Annotated in this window: 4 protein-coding genes and 2 tRNA genes; all 6 read right to left on the bottom strand. The window is 46.3% G+C overall.

The genetic code is table 11. The features are described from left to right. Nucleotides 1-292: 292 nt before the first annotated feature. The gene (locus AB1797_12435; protein MEW5768404.1) at nt 293-1,453 is read right to left on the bottom strand and encodes an anhydro-N-acetylmuramic acid kinase; all 1,161 of its coding nucleotides are present in this window, start codon (nt 1,451-1,453) and stop codon (nt 293-295) included. A 148-nt stretch (nt 1,454-1,601) separates the two neighbouring features. After that, entirely contained in the window at nt 1,602-2,732 is a 1,131-nt protein-coding gene (locus AB1797_12430) for a hypothetical protein (GenBank protein ID MEW5768403.1), read from the bottom strand. 3 nt (nt 2,733-2,735) lie between these two features. Continuing rightward, nucleotides 2,736-3,377 (bottom strand): DUF502 domain-containing protein, encoded by a 642-nt coding sequence (locus AB1797_12425; protein MEW5768402.1) that lies wholly within the window; start codon nt 3,375-3,377, stop codon nt 2,736-2,738. 4 nt (nt 3,378-3,381) lie between these two features. Continuing rightward, entirely contained in the window at nt 3,382-5,349 is a 1,968-nt protein-coding gene (locus tag AB1797_12420; GenBank protein MEW5768401.1) for a penicillin-binding protein, read from the bottom strand. Between the two features lie 107 nt (nt 5,350-5,456). After that, nucleotides 5,457-5,529, bottom strand: a tRNA-Thr gene (locus tag AB1797_12415). Between the two features lie 3 nt (nt 5,530-5,532). Beyond that, a tRNA-Phe gene (locus AB1797_12410) sits at nt 5,533-5,608 on the bottom strand. Nucleotides 5,609-6,072: the final 464 nt, after the last annotated feature.

Raw genomic sequence — 6,072 nt, 5'->3', positions numbered from 1 at the left:
TACTTCATTAAGTGCTTTGATCATTGGTAGGACCTCTGCTTTCTTTATTGCTGTGTTTATTGCTGGCTATGCGTTACTATTTTACCACATATAACCCTGTTTTACAAGTGCGGAATGCAAGTTTAAATAATTTTTCGACCTGTGAAATAGGTCTAATAAAATAATCTTTTGTTTAGGCCATGTCGCCTGAGTAGGCCACTAAGTAGTCTTCTTTGAGGCTTTTATCCGAAAGGCTTATGGTATTATAGGTTATAGAAATAGGTAAGTCAAGAAAAAACTAAAGGCCTAACGCTTAGCGAACGATCTTGCCCAACACCACCCGCTTTTTGGCGCCGGTAGCTGAAGGGATATTGCCTGGTCGGCCCAGGGATGTTTCATGGGCTAGGATGGCAAAGGCCACCGCCTCTTTGGCGCCTATTGGGATGCCGAAATCGTCGCTGGTTAGAATAGAGATTGGCTCAAGATAATCTTTTAGCATCGAGACAAGCGTGGTATTCCTGGCCCCGCCGCCACTCAGGATGACTTCCTGGATCCGGCTTTTAGGTGAAAGGAATCGAGCATAAGCCTCGGCAATCGATCTGGCTGTCAGGGCGGTGGCGGTGGCGACGATGTCAGGGGGAGAAAGCCGGCGTTGCTTACCTTCCTGGATTAATCTTTCGGAAAAATCATCGCCGAACACCTCCCGGCCCGTTGATTTTGGGGGTGCCTGGTTGAGGTAGGGACAATGGCTGATCAGCTCGTCCAGCCAGCTTTCATCCACCCGACCCGCCCCGGCCATTCGGCCATCCTCATCACATTGACGTTGCCCCTTAGTGAAGGAATTGACCAGCCGATCAATAACCATATTCCCTGGCCCGGTATCAAAGGCGATAACGTCTTCTACCTCGGCGGCGGCCGTGAGAAAGGTCACATTGGCTATCCCGCCGATATTCTGGACGGCCCTGGTTTTAGTGGGATGGCAAAATAGAAGGTAGTCGGCATAGGGGACAAGAGGGGCGCCCTGTCCACCCGCGGCCATATCCCTGGTTCGGAAATCAGCGATGGTGGTTATCCCGGTTAGCTCGGCAATAACAGCCGGTTCTCCAATCTGGAGCGTCGAGGGATTTGGGATGGCGTAAGGCAGGTGATGAATGGTCTGGCCGTGGGAGCCAATCAAATCCACCTGGGATGGCTTCAGTCCGGCTTTAGTTATTACCGCTAAGGCTGCCTCTCCAAAAAGTCTCCCTAAGAGGAAATTCAACCCACAGATTTGATCCACCCTGCCCCGAGCTGAAACTTCAAGAACGAGGGTTTTGATGGAAATAGGATAGGGATAGGTTTCAAAGGCAAGCAGCTTTATGGTGGGGTTTTCTTCCTCCAGCCAACCTGCTTCTTTATCCGTTTCCGTGATTTCGACTACGCAGGCATCGATCCCATCGGCCGAGGTGCCTGACATAAGGCCAACGACTATCATAAACGTAAGGGACGCAAGGGACGTAAAGGACACAAGGGACGCAAAAGATGCAAGGGACACAAAAGACGTAAGGGACGCAAAGGACGTAAGGGACGTAAAGGACGCAAGGGACGCCAAAGACGCCGAGGAGTCACGGTTGAGGCGTTGCCTAATCGTTCGTCTCCCAGAGGGCCTCAAGGAAGATATAGCCCCCTACCTTAGCTAATGTCTTAGTCCGCTCCTCTAAGCCGGCGATAAGCAAGGCCTTCAAAAAGGGATTTTTATTTACCGGTAAGTCTTGGAGTTCTCTGAAGATATCATTTATTGTCCTGACCGTTTTCCGGTCCGGGGTTTTGGTCTCAATAAAATTACGCAGCCCTCTTTCTATTCTCTGTTTTATCTCCGGGGTAACTACCTTACTTACTCGCTTGGCAGCGATATCAGACAGGATAATACCCATTACATCTTTTATTTCTCTAAGTTCCACGTCAGGGCCTGCTTCAGCCAGAATCTTGGAAATACGCCTTATCGCCTCATCTGTCTCCACCCTGATTTCTTCCGGTTTAAAATAGAGGAACCCAAAGTCTTCTTGCTCCAGGAGCTTAACTGACTCTATTTCCATCTCCTCCATAATTTTTTCTGACATGCTCCCCTTGCCGGCTTGTGAAAGCAGCCATTGTTCAGCCTTTTCTCTAAAAAAGGGGTCGCTCATTTCCTGGTGAAACCAGCCTAAAAATTCCTCTGAGTCGTAATCCGGAACCTCTTTTCCCCTGGACTCCATTTCAGCCAAAAATCTATCACTTAGATCGGCTTCCTTCTTTAGCCAATCCTTCCATCCACCCACAAACATTTGGATCAGAAAAGGAATTTCAGCCGCATCTTCTTCCAATTCTGTGACTAAAAGAGCTGACCAGAGAATTAAGAAGGCATCACGGTATCGCCCCTCTTTCATCAAGTCAGGCAGGTATTCCAGCAGTTTTCGGGCCAACTTGAGTCTTGCCCCTTCATAAGCCAGCTTTCTTGTGCCTTCTTTAATAAAGGAAACCGGCTCAGCATACCTTGACCCTTTGAAGAATGTCTCCAGCGAAAATCCCAATTCTCGCAAAGTCATAGCTACTTGATCCGCGTCAAAATGAAGGGCAGAAAATTCTACCTGCTCAAAAAGCCGAAGGCTATCTTTTTTTATCGTTTCCAGAGGCTCAGCTATTACCTTATCCCAGTCATCTCTCTCCATAAGAGATCGAATGGTTTCTTGAAGTTCTTTGGAAGCAAGGCATAGCAAGGGTTTGATGTCTACCATAGGCTATTTCTCCTGCTTCTGATTTTTACCTTTCGGTCCTACTATCCCGCCGGAGATAATAAATGTTGAGGCTTCTTCCGGCGTCATTTTCAGGGGGATGACCTCATCTTTTGGGAAGATAATCACCATCCCTGAGGTAGGATTAGGGGTGGTCGGGATATAGACACTAACCAACTCTTTTTCACTTACTACCTGGGTGAAAAGGGGGTTAGACTCAGAGGTAACGAACCCTACCGAGTATATCCCTTCCTTGGGATATTCCACCAGAACCACCCGGGAGAAGGAGGTCTTATTTTGCCAGACAGCCGCAAGAAGTTGTTTGACCGAATTGTAGATACTGCTGATTAAAGGCACCTTGGCTAAAAGTTCTTCAATAAAGGCAATCAGTTTTTGGCCCAGGATATTGGTCGTAAAAATTCCGGCCATAATAATGATCACGATAGCTATGCCTATTCCGGCTAAAAAGACTATCACTTCAATGCCCGGGATGTTATATTCTAATAGACGGGTAAAGGGGCGGGAAAGGATAGAGTTTAAGAGCTTGATGATCAGATTGATGACATAAACCGTCACCATGACCGGAATGATGGTTAAGAGACCGGTAATAAAATATGTCCTTAGCTTGCTTTTAACTTGAAAGAGCATGGTTTTAGTTAAGCGGCGGCTTAAAGGAGACGCTGACCAATGTTCCGGGATAGAGGGGACTATCCGGTAGCGGGAACTGACGAAAGGCTATCCCGCTGCCGGTAAATTCCATCTCCAGTTCATAAGGTGAAAATAGCCGCCATACCTCTCGCATAGTTAATCCCGTTAAATCCGCCATAATAGGTGTATCATCTTCTTCTATCTTGAGCTGCCTGGGATGAATTATCGGGGGTGGGGGATTAGAAATCATAATTTGAGGAGGGAAAAGTCGTAGGTGGGGTAGTATCCTCTCAACGACCCGCTTAAAAACCGGAGCCGCTACCTTGCTGCCCCAATGAATATCCTGAGGCTCATCGATTATCACCAGCATAACTATTTTGGGATCATCAGCCGGTAAGTAGCCGACAAAGGAAGATATAACTTTATCCTTGCTGTATCTTCCTGTCTGGGGATCTACTTTTTGAGCGGTGCCTGTTTTTCCGGCCACTGAATATCCTTCAATAGCGGCTTCTTCCCCCGTGCCTTGGGTTACTACACCTTTAAGTATATCAGTAACTTGAAGGGCTAAAGACGGAGGAATGACCTGGCGGACCGCCTCGGGGGAATATTCTTTAATTAATTCTCCCTTAGCATCAATCACCTTCTTGACCATGAGGGGCCTCATCAATTTCCCTCCGTTAGCCAGGACACTAATCGCCGTAATTAATTGAAGAGGCGTAACCGATATCTCACCCTGGCCGATGGCCAGAGTAGGGAGCGATGTCTTTGACCAATTTCGAGGGCGGTTGAGTTTCCCGCTGTTTTCAGCCGGAAGCTGAATGCCAGTTTGGGTGCAAAAACCAAAATTACGGGCGGTGGTGTAGAATTCTTCCGGATTTAGTCTAAGGGCAGCCGTGATCACCCCTACATTGCAGGATTCTTCTATGGCCTCCCTGAAATTTAGTTCTCCGTGCTTACGATGACAATCAATTCTACAATTCCTACAACTCCCTATCTCTATATATCCTGGACAGAAAACCCTGGCGCTCTCATCCACCACCCCTTCTTTTAAAACCACAGCAGCCGTTATGGCCTTAAAGGTTGATCCTGGTTCAAAGGGGTCGGTAATCGCTATATTCCTTCTTTGTTCATACTGGCTGTAGCTATTGGGATTAAAAGAGGGATAAATCGCCATAGCCAATACTTCACCGGTCATAGGGTCCATCACAATTATCGACCCTCCGGGGGCATTATGCTGTTGGCAGGCAGCCGTGAGTTCTACTTCGGCGGCATATTGAATTACCTCATCTATCGTAAGAACAAGACTGTGTCCTTGTGAGGAAGGTAAGGCATCTTTACCTTCAATAAGAATGGGCTTCCCGCTGGCATCTTTGGGCATGTTAAGATATTCGGAAGGGCCGGCCAGAACAGAATCAAAGTAACCTTCAATCCCTTCCTGGCCCTCGTTATCTACATTAACAAACCCTAACAGGTGAGCAGCCAGTTTTCTCTTGGGATAAAACCTTTGGTACTCATTATCAAAGTAAAGATAAGATTCTTTATTCTGGCTATCAAAGTAAAGATAAGGTGTTCTGTCATTTTCATCAATATGGAACAACTTTATATCCCGGATAGATTCTGCCTTAATAGGGTTTATCTTCCGGGCAAGCAAGACATTGGTATTTTTTTTCAATTTATTCTCGATTTCGGCCAATCCTTTATCCAGAATGGGGGCTAACCGAGCCGCTAATTGGTGTCTCTTAGCGAAAGATACCTTGCCCGGATTAGCCGCATAGATGGATTTTACTTCGATAGTAACCGCTAATTCTTCTCCATAACGGTCATATATATTACCTCGGGGACGCTTTATCGGCACATTAGCGGTATGTTGCTTTTTGTAGGCCTCCGGATCGAATTCCTTTTGTAAGACCTGGAGATTATAAAGTCGAAAAAGCAGGAGAAAACAAAAGAGAACCAGCCCGGAACTAGCCACTTTGATCCGTCTTGCATAACCGACAGAAAACATTTTTATAGTGACCCTGACCTTCCCGAAAGCTCTAAGCCCTTGGGAAGGTAACCGCCTGTAACCACAATTATTGAAGCCCACGACAGGAGTCGAACCTGCGACCACAACATTACGAATGTCGTGCTCTACCAACTGAGCTACGTGGGCTGGTGGTGCCGAGGCGCAGAATCGAACTGCGGACACGCGGATTTTCAGTCCGCTGCTCTACCGACTGAGCTACCTCGGCATTTCAACTAAATTTTTCGACCTGTGCGGTTAGATTTAGACTGATAATTTGAGCTCTATATTAATTTTTCAATCTAATATTCCGTAGGTTCAAACCTACGGCTAACATACTGCAGCCCTTCGGGCTTTAATAATGATTCCTGACCCCGTATTAAATACGAGGCAGGAAACAGGTTTTATTAATCTATACTTTTGCACTTTTTGTCATTCCTGCGCAAGCAGGAATCCAGAAGTCTTGATATTACTGGATTCCCGCTTTCGCAGGAATGACGAAAGGTTATTGTAAGATATTTGTACTTCAAGTAGTTACAAAAAAATGCAAAAGTATAGTGGTTAGAAATTACAAGCAATTCTCCTCAAACCTGAAAGGTTTGAATTTTACATAACCACAGGTGAAACCTGCGGAAACGAAACATCTACCACAGCTCAACCCTGAAAGGGTTAAATTCTATGTGATGGATAATA

Source organism: bacterium, from assembly GCA_040753085.1.
Lineage (GTDB): Bacteria > UBA9089 > JASEGY01 > JASEGY01 > JASEGY01 > JASEGY01.
The sequence above is the reverse complement of the archived record's forward strand: the minus strand, read 5'-3'. Positions and strand labels throughout refer to the sequence as shown.